Origin of the sequence: Galliscardovia ingluviei, assembly GCF_014635685.1 — a bacterium.
GTDB lineage: Bacteria > Actinomycetota > Actinomycetes > Actinomycetales > Bifidobacteriaceae > Galliscardovia > Galliscardovia ingluviei.
The window spans coordinates 261892-284194 of record NZ_BMDH01000001.1; the positions used below are offsets into that span (position 1 = coordinate 261892).

Annotated in this window: 13 protein-coding genes; 3 read left to right on the forward strand and 10 right to left on the reverse strand. The window is 45.6% G+C overall.

Annotated elements, in window-relative coordinates; translation table 11 throughout:
• The first annotated feature begins 83 nt into the window (after positions 1 to 83).
• Together IEU85_RS01140 and ileS are read left to right on the forward strand one after the other, a co-directional pair.
• Positions 84 to 4799: an acyl-CoA dehydratase activase-related protein gene (locus IEU85_RS01140; protein ID WP_229714670.1), complete on the forward strand. Its 4716-nt coding sequence runs from the start codon at positions 84 to 86 to the stop codon at positions 4797 to 4799.
• A 448-nt stretch (positions 4800 to 5247) separates the two neighbouring features.
• Positions 5248 to 8520, forward strand: coding sequence for a mupirocin-resistant isoleucine--tRNA ligase (gene ileS, locus IEU85_RS01145; RefSeq protein WP_188354961.1), 3273 nt, complete (start codon positions 5248 to 5250; stop codon positions 8518 to 8520).
• An 82-nt stretch (positions 8521 to 8602) separates the two neighbouring features.
• On the opposite strand, the gene IEU85_RS01150 is transcribed toward ileS, so the two are convergent.
• Positions 8603 to 9217 (reverse strand): DUF4256 domain-containing protein, encoded by a 615-nt coding sequence (locus IEU85_RS01150; protein ID WP_188354413.1) that lies wholly within the window; start codon positions 9215 to 9217, stop codon positions 8603 to 8605.
• Positions 9218 to 9402: 185 nt separating this feature from the next.
• Between IEU85_RS01150 and IEU85_RS01155 the strand changes: the two genes are divergently transcribed.
• Positions 9403 to 11766 carry an elongation factor G gene (locus IEU85_RS01155; RefSeq protein ID WP_188354414.1) on the forward strand — a complete coding sequence of 788 codons (2364 nt, stop codon included), beginning with the start codon at positions 9403 to 9405 and terminating at the stop codon, positions 11764 to 11766.
• A 105-nt stretch (positions 11767 to 11871) separates the two neighbouring features.
• On the opposite strand, the gene IEU85_RS01160 is transcribed toward IEU85_RS01155, so the two are convergent.
• The 9 genes from IEU85_RS01160 to IEU85_RS01200 form a co-directional block, all read right to left on the reverse strand.
• A complete protein-coding gene (locus IEU85_RS01160; protein ID WP_188354415.1) occupies positions 11872 to 12156 on the reverse strand; it encodes an HU family DNA-binding protein in 285 nt (94 codons plus the stop codon).
• 217 nt (positions 12157 to 12373) lie between these two features.
• Positions 12374 to 14992: a lysylphosphatidylglycerol synthase transmembrane domain-containing protein gene (locus IEU85_RS01165; protein ID WP_188354416.1), complete on the reverse strand. Its 2619-nt coding sequence runs from the start codon at positions 14990 to 14992 to the stop codon at positions 12374 to 12376.
• 321 nt (positions 14993 to 15313) lie between these two features.
• Positions 15314 to 16744 carry an adenylosuccinate lyase gene (gene purB, locus IEU85_RS01170; RefSeq protein WP_188354962.1) on the reverse strand — a complete coding sequence of 477 codons (1431 nt, stop codon included), beginning with the start codon at positions 16742 to 16744 and terminating at the stop codon, positions 15314 to 15316.
• A 66-nt stretch (positions 16745 to 16810) separates the two neighbouring features.
• Positions 16811 to 18532, reverse strand: coding sequence for a lipase family alpha/beta hydrolase (locus IEU85_RS01175; protein WP_188354417.1), 1722 nt, complete (start codon positions 18530 to 18532; stop codon positions 16811 to 16813).
• A 22-nt stretch (positions 18533 to 18554) separates the two neighbouring features.
• Entirely contained in the window at positions 18555 to 18932 is a 378-nt protein-coding gene (locus IEU85_RS01180; protein ID WP_188354418.1) for a hypothetical protein, read from the reverse strand.
• 92 nt (positions 18933 to 19024) lie between these two features.
• Positions 19025 to 19561 (reverse strand): DUF6466 family protein, encoded by a 537-nt coding sequence (locus IEU85_RS01185; protein ID WP_188354419.1) that lies wholly within the window; start codon positions 19559 to 19561, stop codon positions 19025 to 19027.
• Positions 19558 to 20694, reverse strand: coding sequence for a vWA domain-containing protein (locus IEU85_RS01190; protein ID WP_188354420.1), 1137 nt, complete (start codon positions 20692 to 20694; stop codon positions 19558 to 19560). Before IEU85_RS01190 ends, IEU85_RS01185 begins: the two co-directional genes overlap by 4 nt.
• Complete coding sequence (locus tag IEU85_RS01195) at positions 20676 to 21788, reverse strand: VWA domain-containing protein (RefSeq protein WP_188354421.1); 1113 nt, start codon at positions 21786 to 21788, stop codon at positions 20676 to 20678. The genes IEU85_RS01190 and IEU85_RS01195 overlap by 19 nt, the downstream gene beginning before the upstream one ends.
• Complete coding sequence (locus tag IEU85_RS01200; RefSeq protein ID WP_188354422.1) at positions 21785 to 22300, reverse strand: hypothetical protein; 516 nt, start codon at positions 22298 to 22300, stop codon at positions 21785 to 21787. Before IEU85_RS01200 ends, IEU85_RS01195 begins: the two co-directional genes overlap by 4 nt.
• Positions 22301 to 22303 lie beyond the last annotated feature (3 nt).

The following is a 22303-nucleotide window of genomic DNA, read 5'->3' on the forward strand; positions in this document are numbered from 1 at the left end:
CGCATACACTTCCTTTCGATGATGATAGTTGAACCCAAGTGTGGCGCTGCTTATGTGGAAGCCGAGATAGAGGTAATGGTCGCATGAGCGTCATGAATGATTCTGCAATATCTACACAAGAGTACGTATTGTCGCACACTGCGCAGAGCACCACTCCACAGCGTATTCGTATTGGGCTTGATATTGGTTCAACTACAGTAAAAGCAGTGGTACTGGCATCAAGTGACGCGCTCGAGGATGCGCTTTTTGCGGATTATCGCAGACATCATGCGAATGTTCGTGCTACTGTAAGCGAACTGATTACCGATGTTCGCACACAACTGGCGAAACAACAGCTTGATCAAGTGCCCATCGATATTGCCATTACCGGCTCTGGTGGTCTTGGGCTTGCTGACGGGTTGCATGTGCCATTTATTCAAGAAGTTATTGCGGAAACAAAAGCAATTACGCTGCGCTATCCTCAGGCTGATGTTATTGTAGAGCTCGGCGGTGAGGATGCCAAAGTAACGTATATTAAGCCAACACCAGAACAGCGTATGAATGGTTCTTGCGCTGGAGGAACAGGTGCATTTATTGACCAGATGGCCACATTGCTGGATACCGATCCCAGTGGTTTAGACGAGTTGTCGCAGCACTACAACACGTTATACCCTATAGCCTCTCGATGCGGAGTATTTGCAAAGTCTGACTTGCAACCACTGATTAATGATGGTGCTGAAAAAGCAGATTTAGCAGCTTCTATTTTTACTGCTGTCGCCACACAAACGATTGCAGGTCTTTCATCCGGACGCCCTATTCGAGGCAATGTTGTATTTCTTGGAGGGCCTTTATTTTTCCTTTCAGGGCTTCGAGCAGCATTCGCTCGCGCTCTTGATGGCAAAGTTGATACGTTTATTTTGCCCGAGCAAGCACATCTATATGTGGCTTATGGCGCAGCTCTTATGGCACAACAGGAAGATGAAGTATCGCAAGCCGAGGATAGTGCCGCTACAGCTCACGTATTTGCTGATCGCACTTGTGATGACCTCTTGCATGATTTGCAAACTCTTGCTCATATGCCTTCGAATACATCAACTATGCCGCCATTATTTGCTAACGAAGAAGAACGTGAAGCATTTCGCGCACGCCACGGGGCTAACCATGTCACTATCGGCACTCTAGCAGGCGCAACAGGACCGCATTATCTTGGCATTGATGCAGGGTCTACGACCATTAAAGCTACTTTGATTAACGATGACCGCGATATTGTCTGGTCCTCATATGCTACGAATGAGGGAAGTCCACTTACGGCTGCTATTAGCATTGTGCAAGACATTCGCAAGCAGCTGCCTAAAGAAGCGTATATTGCAAGAAGTTGTGCTACCGGCTATGGAGAAGGACTGATTGCTACAGGACTACATTTGGACGAAGGTGTAGTAGAAACTATGGCTCACTTTAGAGGAGCCAGCCTGATCAGCCCGGGAGTGACTTCCATTATTGACATCGGCGGACAGGATATGAAATATCTATCCATTGCTGATGGTGTTATTGATTCTATTGCTGTAAACGAGGCATGCTCTTCTGGATGCGGATCATTCTTGCAAACATTTGCACAATCTATGGGATTAAGCATTGAAGCATTCACACAAGCAGCACTGCGCTCTACCGCCCCAGTGGATTTGGGTTCACGTTGCACAGTATTTATGAACTCTTCAGTAAAACAAGCACAAAAAGAAGGAGCCAGCTTAGAAGATATTGCAGCAGGACTGTGCTATGCCGTAGTGCGCAATGCATTATATAAAGTGATTAAATTACGTGATGCTGGCGAGCTTGGAGATACGGTAATTGTGCAAGGAGGCACCTTCTTAAATGATGCGGTGCTTCGCGCTTTTGAGCTTTTAACAGGATTGCAGGTTGTACGACCTTCCATTGCAGGTTTAATGGGTGCCTATGGAGCAGCACTTACCGCACGCATGCATTATGAAGATGGTATGCGTTCCACACTACTTGATGCGCAATCCCTGGCAAAGCTTACGATGAGCACTTCACGCGATGTGTGCAAACTATGCCAAAACCATTGCAAACTCACCATTACGACATTTGCTGATGGTACACGCCATGTCACCGGTAATCGCTGCGAGCGCGGAGGAGACGCATCTAAAGAGCGTTCAAGTAGACCAAATCTGTATGAATACAAATATAAGCGTTGCTTCGGCTATCGTCGTTTAACCGATAAAAAAGCAACTCGCGGTGCTATCGGCATTCCGCGCGTACTCAATATGTACGAAAACTACCCATTCTGGTTTACGCTGCTCACTTCGCTCGGTTTCAAAGTAGTTATTTCTGGAAGAAGTAGCCACGAATTGTTTGAAACGGGTATTGATTCGATTGCTTCAGAAAATATTTGCTACCCAGCCAAACTGGTGCATGGTCATATCCAATGGCTACTTGACAAGGGTATTACTACCATTTTCTACCCATGTGTTTCTTATGAACAGCACCTACGGGAAGAAGAGGATAACCATTATAACTGCCCAGTGGTTGCAAACTATCCAATAGTTATCGGTGCAAATATGACGGCTCTACGTGCTCCAGGAATTCGTTTCATGCACCCGTATGTGAATCTTGCCGACCGCGAGTTAATGGTGCAGCGCATTGTTGAAGAATTCGCTTGGGCTGAGGTGTCTGAAGAAGAAGCACGTGTAGCAGTACAGGCAGCGTACGGCGAAGATGCGCTGTTTAGGCATGACGTGCGGCAAGAAGGACTGCGTGCGCTTGCTTATATGAAAGAACATGATTGCAAGGGAATTGTGCTTGCAGGTCGCCCATATCATGTTGATCCAGAAATCAATCATGGTATTCCAGAAACCATTTGTGCTCTTGGCATGGTGGTATTAAGTGAGGATGCTATCTGTGATATCTCTGCCCAAGAAGCCATGCATCCTAGCGAGTTTTTAAGTCAAGGAGAAGAAGACCCCAAGCGTAAAGATGCTGCCGGTTTTAGGCATGTGGACGATCGTGTTGTCACGCATCTTATGGATGTGCCGTTACGCGTGACGAACCAGTGGGCTTATCATTCTAGACTGTATGCCGCAGCTCATACTGTCAGTCAGGTGCCTGGATTAGAGCTGGTGCAGTTAAATTCCTTTGGCTGTGGGCTCGATGCTATTACCACTGATCAGGTTGCAGAAATCTTAGCGGATAAAGCAGATGTGTATACTATGCTCAAAATTGATGAAGTAAGCAATTTGGGCGCGGCAAAGATACGGTTACGCTCGTTGCAAGCTGCTATCGAAGAGCGTGAGAGCAACAATCATGCGAAGAGCGGCGCACAAGAGCAATCATCTGATCATGAAGCGGAGCATGAGCCACTGGTGCATGCTGCGCCACATCCAGTATCGCACGGGTTTAGAAGCACCGGTTCAGTTGCTCCGACTGCGGGTCGCCGAGCCATGCTTGATGCGGTAATGGGAGACAAGCAGCATACTGCACAGGCTTTAGGTCAACACGCTCAGCATCACACTGGACATCAGGCAGCATCGCTGTCCAAGTACGCTCATAAAACGCCGTATACCAAGCGCATGCGCAAAGACTACACTATTGTTGCTCCACAAATGAGCCCTATACATTTCTCGCTTGTGGAATCAGTGATTCGCGCATCTGGATACAAGTTTGATGTGCTGAAAGTTGCCAGCCATGATGATATGCAAGTTGGGCTTAAATATGTCAATAATGACGCATGTTTCCCAGCTATTGTGGTTATTGGTCAGTTAATTGATGCTATTGAGCAAGGTAAGTATGATCCTGACCACACGGCATTAGCTATTACCCAAACTGGTGGTATGTGCAGGGCTACCAACTATTTTGGGCTGATTAGAAAAGCCTTAATTGATGCAGGATACCCACAAATTCCAGTAATTGCTATTTCTACGCAAGGATTGGAAGATAATCCTGGGTTTAACGCTACGCCATTGATGATTCATCGTGCAGTCAAGGCATTGATTATAGGCGATTTGCTCATGAAATGCCTATATCGTGTGCGCCCATATGAAGCCAAGTCGGGTAGTGCCAATGCATTGTATGAAACATGGAATACAGTAGTGCGAGAAACCATTGAACATCATGGATATTCTCACACTGCAAAGCAGCGTTTTGGCATTGGATATCTGCCATATCCAATGTTGGTGCAACGCATAGTCTCTTCATTTGACCAGCTGCCACTTAAAGAAGGTAAGCGCAAGCCACGAGTGGGTGTTGTTGGTGAGATTTTGGTCAAATATCATCCGGATGCTAATAATCATTTGGTTGATGTTATTGAATCTCAAGGCTGCGAAGCGGTTGTTCCTGGCATTATGGAATTTATGACCACCAGACCATATATTGACGATTGGAACCGTCATTATGTGGGTAAGGGAGGCAATAAAGCCAGCTATGCGGCAATGCGTTGGGCATTGGACCGTTATCATGCACCTGTGCGGAAGGCTTTATCGGCATCCAAGCGGTTTACTGTGGATGCGCCAATGCCAAAACTAGTGCAAATGGCTTCTGAAGTAACCTCTATTGGTGTGCAAGCTGGGGAGGGCTGGCTACTTACTGCTGAAATTCTTGAGCTTATTGAACAAGGATGCCCAAATGTAGTATGTGCACAGCCGTTTGCTTGTTTGCCAAATCATGTTACTGGCCGTGGTATGTTTGGTGAAATTCGCCGGCAGCATCCTGAAGCGAATATTGTGTCGATTGATTATGATCCTGGCGCTTCTGAGGCCAACCAGCTCAACCGCTTAAAGCTGATGATTGCCACGGCAAAAGAACATGCCTGAACATCCTATACCTGTTTACAGCTCGGATAGTTATGTTCACGATTTCTATGTATAGCAATCGCTGGTGAAATGTGATCCATGTAGGTGGTATCCTACATGGATTGCTTCTTCATGGTTTCTTGAGATAAGGCATAACGAGTTGTTTGCGGCATGGTATAGTATGCTGAGCAACAGCGATGATCCGTTATCAGCGGGGAGTATTCGGAAGAACAGCGTGTGTATTGTTGTAGCGCATGCTTAGTAGAACCGACGGGTTCGGCCCGAAATAGCCGGCAAGAGTGGTTATGGATGCTTGTGTGAATGTGTTTTGCATAAGCGCTATAGCAATCGAGGTGGTACCGCGGTCAAATACCGTGAGGTTTTTGGTCGTCCTCGTAACGGTAAATACGATACTGTGCGAGGAGCAACGGTGAGCAATACGTTCCCAAAGGCAACCGCTCAAGACGGTATGCAGCAGGTAATGCCAAACCCAAGTTTCCCCGACCTTGAGGTCAGCATCCTCAAGTATTGGGATCAGGACGATACTTTCCAGAAGTCAGTGGAACAGCGTCCTTCAGGCGATCACTCAGGTAATGAGTTTGTATTTTTCGATGGTCCTCCGTTTGCTAACGGTTTGCCACATTACGGTCATTTATTAACAGGCTATGCCAAGGATGTTATTCCACGTTACCAGACGATGAAGGGGCGTAAAGTCAACCGTGTATTCGGTTGGGATACGCATGGTCTTCCAGCAGAACTTGAAGCGCAAAAAGAGCTTGGTATTGACTCAGTCGAGCAGATTGAGGAAATGGGAATCGACAAGTTTAATGATGCCTGCCGTACTTCAGTGCTCAAATACACGAATGAGTGGCAAGATTATGTGCACCGTCAAGCACGCTGGGTTGATTTTGAGCATGGATATAAGACCTTAAATATTCCATACATGGAATCAGTGATGTGGGCTTTTAAGCAACTATATGATAAAGGCCTAGCATATCAAGGTTATCGTGTATTGCCATACTGTCCAAAAGACCAGACACCATTGAGCGCACACGAGTTGCGCATGGACGATGATGTGTATCAGAACCGACAGGATACTACAGTCTCTGTGGCAGTAAAGCTTCGCGATGAAGAAGACGCTTATGCTGTGTTCTGGACTACTACACCGTGGACTGTGCCAACGAACTTTGCAATTGTAGTCGGTGCGGATATTGACTATGTAGAAGTGCAGCCAACAGAGGGTAAGTTTGCTGGTAAGAAGTTCTATTTCGCAAAAGCACTAGTCGGCTCATACGAGAAGGAACTTGGCGAAAACTATGAAGTAGTGCGTGAGCTGAAAGGCTCTGACATGGTGGGCTGGCGCTACTGGCCGGTATTCCCATATTTTGCTTCTGATGCAGCGACGAGCGAAGCTGGCACTCCTGGACCAAACGCATATCAGATTTTTACTGCTGACTATGTTGATACCACAGAAGGTACTGGTTTAGTGCATCAGGCTCCTTATGGTGAGGACGATATGAATACGCTGAATGCGCATAATATTCGTTCCACTGATGTGCTCGATGCAGGTTGCCGTTTTACTGACGCTTGCCCAGAGTACGAAGGCTTAAGTGTTTTTGACGCTAACTCGCCAATTTTGCGCAATTTGCGTGCGGGGGATGGTCCACTTGCTCAGGTGCCTGAAGAGCATCGCGCGTTGTTGTTCCAAGAGAAGAGCTATGTGCACTCATATCCTCACTGCTGGCGTTGTGCAACACCATTGATCTATAAGCCAGTAAGCTCTTGGTTTGTCTCTGTGACCAAGATTAAAGATCGTTTGCTGGAATTGAATCAAGAAATCAACTGGATTCCGGGCAATGTGAAAGATGGTCAGTTCGGCAAGTGGCTTGCCAATGCGCGTGACTGGTCGATTTCTCGTAACCGTTTCTGGGGTTCCCCAATTCCAGTGTGGGTATCAGATGATCCAAACTATCCGCGTGTAGATGTGTATGGCTCTTTGGAAGAGTTAAAGCGCGATTTTGGTGACTACCCGCGTGATCATGAAGGCAATATCAATATGCACCGCCCGTATATTGATGAATTGACCCGACCAAACCCAGATGATCCTACGGGTAAGTCTACAATGCATCGTATTAGTGATGTGCTTGATTGCTGGTTTGAGTCTGGTTCTATGCCATTTGCTCAATTCCATTACCCGTTTGAGAATAAAGAGTATTTCGAGCAGCACTTCCCATGTGACTACATTGTTGAATACATTGGGCAGACTCGTGGCTGGTTCTATACCATGCATATTATGGCAACGGCATTGTTTGACCGTCCTGCATACAAGAACGTCATTTGCCATGGTATTGTGCTCGGCTCTGACGGACAGAAAATGAGTAAGCATCTGCGCAACTATCCAGATGTCAACGGCGTCTTCGATAAGTACGGCTCTGATGCAATGCGCTGGTTCCTCATGAGTTCGCCAATTTTGCGTGGCGGCAACCTTATTGTAACTGCTGAAGGTATTCGCGATACAGTGCGTCAGGTCATGTTGCCGGTGTGGAGCTCGTATTACTTCTTTACCATGTACGCAAATGCAGCCAATCATGGAGCAGGATACGATGCTCGAATGCTGCGTACGGAAGAAGTTGCGTCCTTGCCTCAGATGGATAAGTATCTTTTGGCACGCTTACATCAGTTGGTGGCGCAAGTACAAGAGCAGTTGGATCATTTTGAAATCTCCAATGCTTGTGATGCAGTATCTGATTTTATTGACGTGCTGACAAATTGGTATATTCGCAATACTCGAGACCGTTTCTGGAATGAAGACGAGCATGCCTTCAACACGCTCTACACTGCGTTAGAAGTACTTGCTCGCGTAATGGCTCCGCTTGCTCCAATGGAAAGTGAAGCTATTTGGCGAGGTCTTACCGGCGGCGAATCAGTGCATTTAACCGATTGGCCATTCCTTGCTGATGAGCATACTGGTGCGGTGACTGAACTTGGTGCTGTGCTTGTTGATGACCCTGATCTGGTAGCCGCTATGGAACAGGTGCGCGATGTGGTGTCAGGCACTTTGTCTTTGCGTAAAGCTCAGCAAATCCGCGTCCGTCAGCCACTTTCTACGTTGACCGTGGTAGGTGCTGATGTGCAGGCTATTGAGCCATACACTGACGTGCTGAAGTCTGAGCTCAATATTAAGCATATTGCACTTGTGCGCTTGGATGATGCTGAACAGCATGGATTGCGTATTGTTAACGAACTGAAGGTGAATGCGCGTGCTGCTGGTCCTCGTTTGGGTAAGAATGTGCAGTTTGCTATTCGTGCTTCCAAGTCTGGTAATTGGCATGTTGGCGAAGACGGAATGCCAGTAGTGGACACACCCAATGGTGAGCTTGCTCTCGTTCAGGGAGAATTTGAGCTGATCAACCGTGTGGAACTTGCTGAAGAAGATGCGCATACGTCTGTAGCTAGTGCCAGCCTGCCGAAGGGCGGATTCATCGTGATGAATACCACATTGGACGCGGATCTGCTTGCTGAGGGTTATGCGCGTGACGCAATTCGCGCAGTGCAGGACGCGCGTAAGGAAGCTGGATTGGAGATTACCGACCGCATCGTCCTTACGTTGCAGGCTCCTGAAGCTGATGCTGCCAAGTTAGAGCAATTCCGTGACCTAATTGCGGGAGAAACCTTGGCTACCACATTGACTGTAGAGCCTCAAAATGTGCAGGAACTACAGGTTAGTGTTGCAAAAGCGTAGTTAAGCTAGATATCTGAACATGGGGATGGTGTCGTTCCAAGACATCCATCCCCATTGTTGTTCTTGGTAGTCTTAGTGTATTTCAAATAGTCATATCGATACGCACTCGAAAACCTCGTGCTGAGTAATATGAATCTGCACCATTATGGTAAATAAAGGTTGTCGCATACCGTTTATCGCCAAATAGTGCCCCTCCAAGCTCGCGTACTGTGGATGGGGTATCGAGCCAGCTCGATGTTTTTGTATCGAGATCCATCAGAGACCGCAAGTATAAGTACTCTTCTTGATTTAATAATCTTCCACCAAGTCGTTGCGCATAAGTAACTGCATCCCCATATGGTTTATTGGCTTTTCGTGCTTGCCATGCTGCCAGGTCATAGCACAGTGCCCGCCTACCTTGCGGCGTTTGCTCGCTACAGTCGACCCAAGAAAGTGTTTCATCATGCTGCCATTGCACACATGTTAGTTCTCCTCCAGTAGCTTCCATAACAGCAAGTGAAGCTTGAAGTTCTGGATTATGTACCAATGCATCTTGTACAGTAGTCCAAGAAAGCGAAGGATGTAATGGTTGCATATTTGTAAATCGAGTGCTCAGTGTGTGAAGTAGTTCATCAAGTTCATGCTCGTCGAGTATGTGCCTAGCATCAAGCGTGTCAAAAGGATTCGGTTTAGGGGCAGATTTAATTACTTTTGGCATAGTGCTCCTTTGGCAAGTGTTGCAAGTTTGCAGAAGTACTTCACTCAACAAACTCTGATAAGCAATGCGTAAAATAATAGTAAAAGTGCAGTGCGTAATATGTCAACAGTACATCTGCGATGTCAAACGATAACTTCATGCTTATACCGGAATAAACACACAACAGTCGAGGTAATGTGCAGCCCATGACAGTACAACACAATCAAACAAACAAGCGCCAGCAGGACCGGACTGAAAAAACACAAACCCATATTGTTACTGGCATATTGGCACATGTTGATGCTGGCAAAACCACGTTATCAGAAGCAATACTGTTTGAAACTGGAAAAATACGAAAATTTGGTCGCGTAGATCATGCTGATACGTATTTGGATACTACTGATCTTGAGCGTAAGCGTGGTATTACTATGCTGGCACATCAAACACAATGCAGCTTTGACAATCTTGATATGACATTGCTGGACACTCCTGGGCATGTTGATTTTGGCGCTGAAACTGAGCGTGTAATATCGGTGCTTGACTATGCGCTATTAGTGGTCAGTGCTACAGATGGCGTGCAGAGTCATACACAAACTCTCTGGCATCTATTAAGAAAACACCATATTCCGACCATTGTTGTTATCAATAAAATTGATGCCGCTGGTGTGGATATTCAGGCGGTTTATCAAGACATACGTCAGCATTTAAGCGACAACTGTGTGCTGATGGATGAAGTGCCTATAGGTGATGCAATTTTGGATGGCACGATATATCAAGATAGTACAGCATCTGCAGCTGTGCCTACCGAAGCAGGGCATGGATTATCTGAGATTGATAATGCTGGCAATATAAGAGGCGAGCTTGTTGATGAAATTGCATTATGTGATGAGCTTGCTTTACAAGAAGCATTAGATACTGGCGCTATAAGCGCCTCAACCATAAGTCGGTTGATTGCTGATGAAGAACTTTTTGCTTGTATTCCTGTAGCTGCATTAAAACAAATCAATATTCGTACGCTACTGATGCGATTAAGTCAATGGTGTATTGAGCCGCAGTATGGCGCAGATTTTGGTGCAAAAGTATTTAAGATTTCTCATGATCCTCAGCACGCTAGACTTACATGGTTAAAAGTTACTGGGGGAACACTGCTGGCAAAAGCATTGGTAACAGGAACGTATCATGCTCAGCATCACCAACCGCACGCTCAGTCGGGAAGTCACACATCTTTAACAACGCAACATGCTCACGAAGAGTATTGGGAAGAGAAAGTAGATCAAGTCAGAGTCTATGATGCAGATTCATTTACTATTGCTCCGAGCATTCCTGCAGGTTATGTTTGTGCGGTTACAGGGCTGCAATGGACTACTCCCGGAATGGGATTAGGAGCAGAAGCGGATGACATGGATCCACAACTGCAACCCGTGCTTAATTATGCGGTGGTACCTGCTTCTTCTGACGGGGTAGAGTACACAAGTGATGGGGATATTGAAAATGATGCTGCTGTGAGTGGGCGTGCTATCCAAGAAAGTGACTTGAATGAGGATGAATATAAGAGGCACAGTAGTGAACCCCTATCTGATGTAGAGTCAAAGCATAGACGTCTTGCTCAGTTACCACAGTTCGATGAAGTAACTCTACATCGCTGTTTAACAGCATTATACGAGTGCGAAGATGAGGATCCGCTATTACATGTGCAATGGGTGAGTGAAATAGGGCAGATTCACATACAGTGCATGGGCGCTATACAACAAGAAGTACTTGTATCACGGTTGCATGATCAATTTGGATTAGATGTGCAATGCGTGCCCGCAGGCATTATTTATAAAGAAAGTGTTACTGCTGCGATCGAAGGAGTAGGACATTTTGAACCATTACGGCATTATGCAGAAGTACATGTGCTGATTGAACCTAATGCATCAGGCACTGGCATAACCTATGCCTCACAATGCGATCCTAATGCGCTCAGTGTTAATTGGCGTAAACTTATTATGACGCATTTACAAGAGCGCGAACATAAAGGAGTACTGATAGGCGCTCCTATAACAGATGTGAAACTCACCTTGCTTGCAGGGCGTGGGCACGAAAAGCACACAGAAGGTGGAGATTTTCGTCAAGCAACATACCGCGCAGTAAGGCAAGGGTTGATGCGCGCTCGCCAGCAAGGTATGTGTGTGCTGCTTGAACCATGGTATCGGTTTACACTTGAAGTGCCTACAGCATATGTAGGTAGGGCACTATCTGATATTCAGCGTATGCATGGTGTACTTGAGGCTCCTGAAATGACAGATTACGGTACAGCACTGATACAGGGCACTTGTCCGGTTGCAACTATGCATGAGTATGCTACAGAAGTAGCTGCGTATTCGCATGGTAGCGGGAGATTATCGTGTGTGGTGAGCGGGTATGAACCATGTCACAATGCTGATGCAGTGATCAGTGAATATCAGTATCAGCCGGTTGCGGATCTTGAGCATACTCCTGATTCAGTGTTTTGTGCTCATGGCGCTGGGTATCCTGTGGCATGGGATAAAGTTGAAGAGCATATGCATATTGATTGGATGTACACGTAAACGTAATAGTGATACAGAAAATGCCCTAGTAGATTCTCTCTACTAGGGCATTACGCTGTTAAATTTCAGCTTACAGCACTGCCACAAGCTGAATACAGTACCGTTTTACTCTTCGGAAACTGCACGCTTGAGCTCGGTGCCAGCGGTGAGCTTTACACCGTAACGTGATGGAATATCGATGGTTTCACCAGTGCGTGGGTTGCGACCGGTACGAGCAGAGCGCTTTACGCGAGTTGCAGAAAGTACGCCAGTGAGCTTAATGCCTTCGCCTTCCTTCAAGGACTCAATCAAAACATCCTTGAATGCGTCAACGGCAGCCTCAGCCTGGGACTTGGTGAGGTTGGACTTCTGAGCGATCTTGGATACCAGTTCCGACTTATTGTATGCCATGATGCAAATTCCTTCTATCAGTGGTTCTCCGCCTATCGGAAAACCCTTGAACCACAACGATTGTAGCGTAAAGTGTGCCAAAATATTGGTAATTTTAGAAAAAAAGTGTGTTCTGTGTCATTTTCTCCACAACTCACACCATTTTTCGCGTAAACCACACTCTAAGCCTACACATACTGTACTTTTCCGTGCTGACAGTAAGAGGCGAGTAGTACTACTACAGTGCGCCAGTAGCATTCATCCAGCGTAATGCGATAGCACCAATTGGTAAACGTAGCCAATACGTCAGAAGACGAAATAGCAGTGTGGAACTTAAAGCTACAGCGTAAGGAACTCCTAACGAAGTAAAGCCAAGTGCTAATGCTGCCTCAATGGCTCCAAGCCCACCGGGTGTAGGAACAGCAGAAGCAACAGTGTTGGTGAGAACAAAAATAAAAATCGTTTCAATTGGATTAGCTTGTTGTCCAAAAGCCAGTAAAGCAGCCCAAAAACTCAATCCCAAGAGCACACTTTGTAATAGCCATCCGAGACTTGCAAGAGCAATTGTCTGAGGGCGCGTGAGTAGGTCAAGTAATTGACGGGCATATGTCAGCACCTTTGGCAGCACATGTTCGAGAATAATGCGGCGTGTGTATGGGATAATCATTGCTCCAGATGCGATAAGCGCCACAATGCCTATTACAGCAACCACTAAATTTGTCGGTATCATGCCAGAGAGAGTATTGCGTCCTGTAAACACGCCAATAATAAGCAATAATATAATAATAGTTGCGGCCTGAACTGCTACAACAGCACTCATAATCGCGCTTGCTGTGGTTGTTTTATATCCACACTTTCGCACATATTGCAGATTAATAACTGCTGGGCCTACTCCTGCTGGCATAGAGGCGGTTGTAAACGTGCCTACAGCCTGCGAAGCAAGAATAGCAACAGGTTTACGTTTATCAGGGTCAATAAAAACACCTAGTGCAAGTGCAGAGCCAGCCCAGGAAGCAATACCAAATACAAAACATAAGCCTGCCATCCAAGGATTCGCTGATTGCAATGCAACAATAAATTCGTGCGGGTTAATTTGTGTGACGGTAATAGAAACAGCAATAATAACCAGTGCCCATGTCAGGATATTTTTAGGGCTAAATCGCGCAAGTGAAGCTGGTTCTAGTGGCTCGTTATCGTTGTCTGGAATAAGCTGAGTCAGGTGTTCGCGCAAACTAACCAGTATTTTTCGGCTGTATTGTGTAGAGTTTTTCGTTGACGAGGCTACGGCCACGCGTTGTACAAATGGTACAAGAGAAGCTAGAGTGGCATCATCCCATACCTGCTGTGCCAGTTGTAGTGTGCGCTCCAAACCAATCTGACAGGTGAGTGCTGTAAGCGCTTGAACGCGATCAAGAGCAATAGTAGAAGCGGAACTTGCATCATCGCCATGAATCCAGCCAGAAAGTACCATATGAGTACTAGTGGGCTCGTGAGCATGAGTCGGCTCAGCATAGTGAGTACATGAGGATACATCGTCTTGAGTGGACCACCCAGCACATGGTTCATATGCAGTATTGGTATACATAGCAAAACTGTCGATACCAATATTGCGATGAGTAATGCCTTTGCTATGAGCGAGGTTTAACTGTTGGAGTGCTTCTAAAATTTGCGTATCAGAGACGGTTTGCCAATCAACTTGAGTAAATTGGCTGCCGTTTTCAAACAAAGTAATTGATGATGCTTTGTATTCTGTGCGAGCGAGCACATGAGGAACTGTGATGCCAATATTGCGTAATGCTAGAAGAATATCGGCATGATGATGTGATGCTTGCGACACTGAGCGGTCAGTGCGCAGATCAATTCCAGAAGCAAGGCGGATAAGATGCCATATTTGTGTAACATAACCGGCAGCACTGGTGTGTTCATCGCTTACAGAAGCAATGTATGTTTGTGTTTTTCCTTGAAAATCCTTACAAGCTGAATCGCAGCATGTTACTTGATACAGGCGTGAACGTGGTGTTTGATCATCGAATGTGCTGAGAGCTGTGTTAAAAATCGTCTGTTCGTTGGTATGGGAAACTACAACAGGGCTGACTGCATGACATTGTTCGAGTTGTGCATAGTCAAGGCGTTGCAGCGCATGCACATGGTATCCCATCAATGCGAGCGCTTGAATAAGATCTGCTCCCCATGCTCCTTGATTTTGTGTACCCACTGCAAAACGAATCAGAAGTCCAATGCATCTACCAAGAGCAACCGCGCACGCTATAGCTGCAAGAGGATACACATTAAGCATAACCGTAATTACGGTGAAAACAATAATGGTATTCCAGCTCCAGCGCACGCTAGTGTAAAGCCGATGATTTCCTGCGGCACTTAAGAAAGCACATAGACCGGCGATAATATCGGGAATAATAACCGCAGTATCGCCATTAAGTAACACACTTCCAGTTAAGGCATATATCAGAGTGGCTGATCCATAGTGGGTGAGCAGTATATTGAGTAGCTCGGTAGCGCTTAACCCAAGAAACATGGCAATAACTGCACTGACAGACTGCACCCACTGCGATCGAATAAGTAAGCTGACCAATACGGCAAGTACTACGCCGATGGTAATAACTTGCTGCAACAAGCTCATGGGAAGCTCTACTAGCCAAGGGACTAATGCGCTAGCATGATGCGCATCAGCCTGCACTCCAAGTGTAGCTCCCCGCAAATATACGGCTGCAAGCACTACTAGTATGCCCGCTAAAAAAGCAAACATAGCGTTAATAACATCGCGTATATCGCGCACTCTACTGGCAGGGATATCCTCAATATGAGGTTGATTAGGCGATGTCGTTTGTTGTTGATTCATAACGGTACTTATTTTGTTTGCTTGCAATGCAACTCTCATTGTATGTGGTCAATAGTGTTCTGCAGTGCTTCTGTAGCTGTGTCCTGTATTACTACAGCATTATATCTGACACTAGTGTAATAGGGTATTGGACTTACCTATACGTTGCTGTATCTGTACTCTACACCTGTTAGATGCAAAGTATTGTGTTCGGGGCACTGAGAAGGCAATATATACAGTGCTTATCAAGTATTTCTTTAGTATCCGCATACAAAAAGGCTATTTGTAATCACTCTGAATACAAACAGCCTTAAGTAGGTAAGGTATTGCTATTTCTGCTAATTAGTCAAATTCAACAAGAGTGCTAGCAATACCTGTATAAGTAGCAGGAGTTAATGCACGAAGACGTTGTGCAGTAGCTTCATCAAAATCTAATGTATCAATAAAGCGCTCTACATCATTTTTACTAATAGCGTGTCCGCGCATCAATTCTTTTACTTTTTCGTACGGCTTATCCATGCCAGCGCGACCTTGTAATGCTGCGGCACGCATAGCCGTTTGAATTGGCTCGCCCAAGACTTCCCAATTCTCATTCAGCTCACGCTCAATAACTAAATTATTTGGGTGAATGGACTTAAGTCCGCCTAACAAATTATCAAGGGCAAGTAGGCTATAGCCAAGCGCAGAACCAATATTGCGCTGTGTAGTGGAATCTGTTAAATCTCGCTGCCAGCGGCTTTCCACCAACGTAGCAGCAAGAGAGTCCAGTAACGCACAAGAAAGTTCGAGATTTGCTTCGGCATTTTCAAAACGAATAGGATTAACTTTGTGTGGCATAGTGCTAGAACCAGTAGCTCCCTTAACTGGAACCTGAGCAAAAACTCCTCGAGAGATATACATCCACACATCTTGCGCAAGATTATGCAAAATATGGTTCACATGACTAATAGTGCTATAGAGTTCAGCCTGCCAATCATGCGATTCAATCTGCGTAGTAAGAGGATTCCATGTTAATCCGAGGCGTGTTTCGACAAACTCTCGAGAAACTGCAATCCAATCAACCTGTGGAAGAGCAGCGGTATGTGCGCCAAAGGTGCCGGTAGCACCATTGATTTTGCCCAAATATTCTTGATCAGCAATGCGCTCAAGCTGCCTACGCAAACGATACACGTAAACAGAAAGCTCTTTACCAAGAGTGGTTGGAGTAGCAGGCTGTCCGTGGGTAAGCGCGAGTAATGGCATATCTTTATACTGCTCAGCATGCTCGGCAAGGTGATTAACAATTGCCTCAGCAGCAGGAAGCCACACTAATTCGATGGCTTGTTTGATACAGCGAGCGTAGGAGAGGTTATTAATATCTTCTGATGTGCATGCAAAATGTACTAGAGGCTTGAGACGAGGTAGATCGCAGTTTTCACCGAGTACGCTTGGTGCACGATCGAGTGCATCGTCGATGAAATATTCGACAGCCTTCACATCGTGGTGAGTGATTGCCTCATGAGCCGCAAGCTGTTCGATACTGTTGGCATCAAAGTCAGTTGCTAGAGAGCGTAAGTAATCCATCTCTTCATCGGTAAAAGGTTGAACGCCTGGGATAAGAGATCCATTACCCATGCCGTTGGCGAGCAGAATCATCCACTCTACTTCAACAACAATACGCTCACGATTGAGTGCAGGTTCACTAAGATATTCGGCAATAGGTGCAGCTTGGCGTTGATAACGACCGTCTAATGGACTGACGGCAATTGCTGGAGTAATATCAGTCAGCTTCATACGTACAACCATATATGAAGCCGTAAACGCTGCGGGCATAATGTCCATAAAGTAACATGAGTATTGTTAATTTTTACTGATACGACCACGGAAATACTGTGTAGAAATATGCTCGCCTTGAACGATTTGATCAAAATGCTGTTCATGCCTAGCAAGATCTGGAGCACCGAGTTGCTGTGCATCTTTCCACGCGGCTTTCATATACCACATTTCATGACTCAGGAACTTTCTATCACCTGAGTGTTCCACTTCAGTGCCCTGAGTATGTGCGTTCAAGTAAGGCATAGTAGATGTTGTTGGTGTTGGGTGCGAGAGCGTATTCGTAGATCGAGTAGCACGTTGCGCGGAAGAATCTGCGGAAAGCTGTGGGAGAGATTGAACAGTAGTGTAGCGTGGCAGTGATGGAGTAGTTGCAGTGGCTTGCGTTTCGCGTTGAGTAATACCACTATATCCAGTTTGTGGTGGCATACTAGTACCCCGTACAGTAAGCCATTGGTCAGTCATTGGATTGCGTGCACCATCAAGATTAGAAACGAGTTCATCATTCATTTCAATGCTGGTCACCCATGTTTGCGACGCAATTGGATGGTTGGCAATAGGAGATCCTGCAGTAACAATATGACTAATAGTATATTTATCAGCAAAGTCTGATGCCATAGTTGCCGCAACAATACCTCCTTGGGAATGGCCAACCATAGCAACTGGTTCTCCAGGCTGTATACCTGCCATAGTCATTGCCTGATCGACCATACGCGCACTGTCAGCAAGTTTGCGCTGACTGGCACGAGCGCTCATCAGCTCGATATTAGTTTGCCAACTAAATGGTGAGTCGAGGTGACCATCTGTTCCAGGAATCGTTACCATCCATGAACGAGTGCCATCAGGTTGCTTGAATTGTTCAATAGCAATAGAGCCATAATCCACATGGTTTAATCGCATATCATGGACATTATCGAGTGATGATGCAATGGAATCAGTGGTAGTAATACCACGCTTTGGATATATCTCTTGGACGCTAAGCGTATCACCAAACAGGATATTATTCGCAGGTGCGGTAACCATACTGATTTTTGAGGCAGCACGATTCACTTCGGATGTACTAACAAGTCCTACAGCCATAGCTTGCTTGCTATTGCCAAGGGTAATAAGGTTTCCAAATCCAGCTAGGAGGCCTTCTTGTGCCCACCACGTGTCAGTAATAGCGTAGATTGGGTTAAAGCGCTGCTCAACAATTGATCCTCGAATAACACCGAGTGCTGCTAAAGCTGCAAAACCTAAAGAGGTATATTTTGGAGATATTTCAAACCCAAGTTCAATACCTTCATTAATAATACGGTCTACGGTATGTTCTGCATGCGAATATAGGCTATGCGCTTGTGTAAGTTTGTCGGCAAGCAGTATCAGGGCAGTGCCTACTTGTGAAAGTGCTTCACTTTCATCAGCACTACGCTGTTGTAAAAGCATTGTATCTATGCCGATATGTTCATAAGCAATATTGTCATTGCCGATACTAGTTGTAGTATCGATTGTGCAACCATAGGTGCTCACTCCAACTGTTGAGGAAGCTCCTCCTAATGCGCGAGAAACACCCATCTGCCAAGCAGGGCATAATGGAGCCATTGCACGGAAACGAGACATGGAGGCGGGTAGATTTGCCCAGTATGAACTGTGTGCTTGTAGGAGCTTTCCTGTGTGATTGCAGACATCAGCAATATGGACAATATCGTCAAGTTCTACAGTGGTGCAACTTCTTGATCCATACAACGATGATGAAACACGGGCGTTCATAGTTATTCCTTCTCTTTTTACGTTATGTCCATTGATGAATTTCGTTAATGAGATTTCGCGTTTGTGTTTCGCCATCAGCGGCTTGTTGCTGGATAGCAGTACAAATGCGCTTGAATTGTGCGGCTGCTGGACCATCCCATGCGATGTGCTGACACTGAACAAGTGTTTCTTGGGCTTGAGTAAATAGTCTTGCACTAGCAAGTGCTTCGTTTGACAGCTGTGATATGGCTTGGGCTGTTACTGTGGTGCAGGGGCACAAAGGGGCCCGACCTGCAGTGGTGAGAGGGGACATCACGCCTGCAGGTCGAGCTGACGCAGCGGTAAGAGAAGGGGAAAACACACTGCGTGATGGGAAAAAGTTTGTTATATATGCCGTGTAATACTCATGTGGTTTAATCATAAAGACATTACAGCATAGTGTCACTGTAAGATGAAGCCTTAAGGAAGGCTGTTATCCATTGACGAAAAACGCTGTACTGTCAATTTTCCGCATCACCATGGTTGTGGCGTGTTTTGTGTACTTGAATTCTGTGACTGATTATTCGACGGAAGCATACTGGCATCAAGCTTTGTATTGTTGTTTAGTACACTATTGATTTTCTCTTTGTCAGTGCTGCTGTTTGCTTTCGAAGTTCCTTGCTTACGTTGTTTAGCTTCCTGCGCTGCAGTAGCACTATCAGTATCAGTACCATTACGTTGTGCTAGATCGTGCTCGAGTTGTTTACTGAGCGCTTGTGACGTTTTAGCATTCTCTTCAATATCGTGATGAATACTTGGCAATAGCAAAGGGGAGATGCGTAGTACATCTGCAAACTGGGCATCGACTTGGCGTTGAGCTGCAATGAGCTGGTCAAGGTCAGCATGTTTTTCGGTATTATACTGACGAGCATTCGCATTATATGCCTCAATGGCATGATTATTTTTTATAATCACACCCCAGTGATAGCACGCAATAATACTTATACACACGCAAACACAGGTAATACACAGAGGGATAATACGCCTTCGATAACGACGCAATATACTCATAATGCCCTCCTAGAACGATACGTCCAAACGCCAGCTTCCCAGATTAAGAGTAGAAGCATAATCATTACAAAAGGCCAGACAAGCAGTTCTTCTTGCTCAACAGGTTTATTGCTGTGTTCAATTCTCCACGATGTGAATGTATGTTGTAATGATGTATCCTGTGCGCTCATACAGGTATGGGTGCTATCAGTTAGACACATACTCCCACTCATTTCATCGGCAATATCAGAGAGATTTTTCTCGTTTCTTGCAGAAATACCAGGCTGTCCGGTGCTTGGATCAAGCACAGGATGTTGATCATCAATAACGCCATCAGTATCAACTGTAGGTACTGTTCCACCCTCTGCACTACCCACGCCGATGACTAATGCATGATCAACAGATTGCCGCAATGATGCAAAAGACCGCCTCGTGGTAGTACCGGTCTGCTCACCATCCGTAATATACAACACAATAATCGTATCTTGTGGATGTGCTTTTCGCGTATCACGAGCTAATGGGATGAGTGCATCAAGGGCTTTATCGAGATTAGAGCCATGCGAGGCTGTAGTAGGTTCTGGACGTAATGTTGAAGACCAATTTGCAATAGCAAGAGCATCAGGCGTCAGTGGAAGTGCCACCGATCCTGATGTTCCTACACGGATTGCTGCATAACTGGCATTAGGGAATTGTGATACAGAATCTTTAACTACTTGTTGAGCAACTTGCAACCGTGTTAATTGCTGATCTGAGCCGTATTGCGCATCATGGACCGCCATAGAACCGGTAGTGTCAACAGCAATAAGAATATCTGTATTTTTGACTGCTTGAGTAGTGGAAGGTCTAGTAATACTTGGACCGAGGAATATTATTCCCATGCATAGCATAATTAGCGCTCGTCGCATCCAATCGATTCTGGAGGCATCCGTCAATACGGTGTGAGCTGAAGTCTGATTTGTATGTTTTCTAGGAATTTTCTTAACAACAATGACGAGTATACCTAGGGCGGCTACACCACAAATTGCGGAGAGTATGCCACTGACAATCCAGCCAAACAGTGGAGAACAATGCAATGATGACAAGATTTGAGAAAACGGTTGAGCCAAAGTTAGGGCATTGCTTGAAGCGATTTGCATTACTGACGTAACCTCCATTCAAGCGTAAGTAGTACTACAATAAGTATCAGCAATACCACCAATACTGGCTGAGGACGATCAACGAGATCTGCACGGGTGCTGGTGTCAGCGTACCCGCGGCGCTCTTGAATCTGTGTAATAAGCTGCGAAACAGATTGCGAAGTATCTGAACCCGTATCTTGTGTGAGGAATAAGCCTTGGTGTGATTCAATATCGCGTTTCATAGCTTGTGTGGTATCTTCACCACTTGACTCAGCGGGTCCGGAATACAAACCGTCAACAGCAATAGATGCTTGCTGGGTAAGATCAAGTGCTTGACTGAGTTGATATGTTGGAGTTCCAGAAAGTACGTTATCAGTTGCAAATACTATAGAGGCTGAGCGTTGCTGAGCGTTGCTTTCAGAAGGCTTGGACTGTGTTGCGTTATCATTTTGCAAAAATTGGCTAAATTGAGGGAGCATAGCAGCACAACTAATAAGACCATCACCAATAAGTGATGTAGCTTGCTCTCTATTTTGTGTACCGTCTAACCAATCAGCAACATCTTGATACTGAGCATCACTCATGTTATCAATACTGTCTTGATTCACCACGCCATTGAGTAGTTTACTAGCATGCTGGAGTTGCTGGCGCACAACCTTATAATCATCTGTTAAAGGGAAAATGATTTTGGACGTGGAATTAAAAATACTCAATCCAATGCGCTCTCCCTGAAAATGATTGACTAGGGAGATGTAGGTATCAATTACTTCTTTATCATAAGGTAGCGTAGATCCTGAAACATCAAGGCACAACACAATATCTCGTGTGGCATTATTGCTACTACTACGGTTTACTGTGCTTGGTCGAGCAATAAGTAACGACAGACAAAGCCCTATCAATATCATGATTGCTACCACTACGCGTCGCAGTGTGATATACAACTTGCGCTGTTTAGTGATGAGCTCACCTTGTAAGTCTTGCTCGACATCCCAAACGACACGATCCTGAGTATCAAGAGTAATAGCACGGTGACGTCGCGTAAGCCAGAACGCAATACCGCTAGTAACAATTACTGCAATAGCACAAACTAAACCAGCAATTGGCCAACGTAAAGTCCACCCAAAGATCATGCTTTCCACCTCTCAACAAGATTAGCAACCCACCCTGCTGCTTGGTCAACATGGACTTCGCGCGCTAGAGCATGAGTTTGCTGATCGGCGAACTCTGGCGGATACAGTGCAGCGATGGTTTGACGTAATAAATCAATACCCTGAGCATGGTGTCGCGCGCGTTCCAGAGCCTGTAGATCAGTCAGTGTTTGTGCACTGATATCGGTTTGTAATCGTTCGGACGCGAAATCCCGCGCTATTTCAGCTAATAAAATATATGCTTGATCACTGGAAATATGTTCTTGATGGTACTGTATGCGAACATCTTCAATGCGTTGACGCCACTGCGATAAAGACGTATGCGCTGAATGTGCACCAACTTGTTGGGTGGTATGCTTATTCCACAGCAGTAGGGTAATAATAATGGACACGATTGCTATGCCACCACAGCTTAAGGCAATGATCATCCAAAGAGTAGTTGGCATAGTATCGAGCAACGGAACTTGCGACGCAGCGAATATTACACTAGGCATAAG